Source organism: Isoptericola sp. BMS4 (assembly GCF_011634835.1).
Classification (GTDB): domain Bacteria; phylum Actinomycetota; class Actinomycetes; order Actinomycetales; family Cellulomonadaceae; genus Isoptericola.
In genome coordinates, this window is record NZ_SIRP01000023.1 from 1 (window position 1) to 326 (window position 326).

The window sequence follows — 326 nt, forward strand, 5'->3', positions numbered from 1 at the left end:
TTCATCGGCTCGTTCAAGACGAGCTCGGAGATCTTCAGCTCGCCGTTCTCGCTGCCGGCCGAATGGAGCTTCACCAACTACGTCACCGCGTGGACCGACGCCGAGATCGGCAAGGCGTTCGTCAACACGGTCCTGGTCGTGGGGACGTCCCTCGCGCTCGTGATGCTGCTGGGGGCGATGTGCGCCTACGTGCTGGGGCGGTACGAGTTCCGGGGTCGGCGGGCGATCTACTACCTCATGCTCGCGGGGCTGACGTTCCCGGTCTTCCTCGCGATCGTGCCGCTGTTCTTCGTGCTGGACAACATCGGCCTGCTGGGCACGCTGCC

At 65.3% G+C, this 326-nt stretch carries 1 pseudogene; it reads left to right on the forward strand.

The annotated features are described in order from the left end of the window. Positions 1-326 (forward strand): annotated as a pseudogene (locus EYB28_RS19720) (carbohydrate ABC transporter permease); the annotation flags it as partial.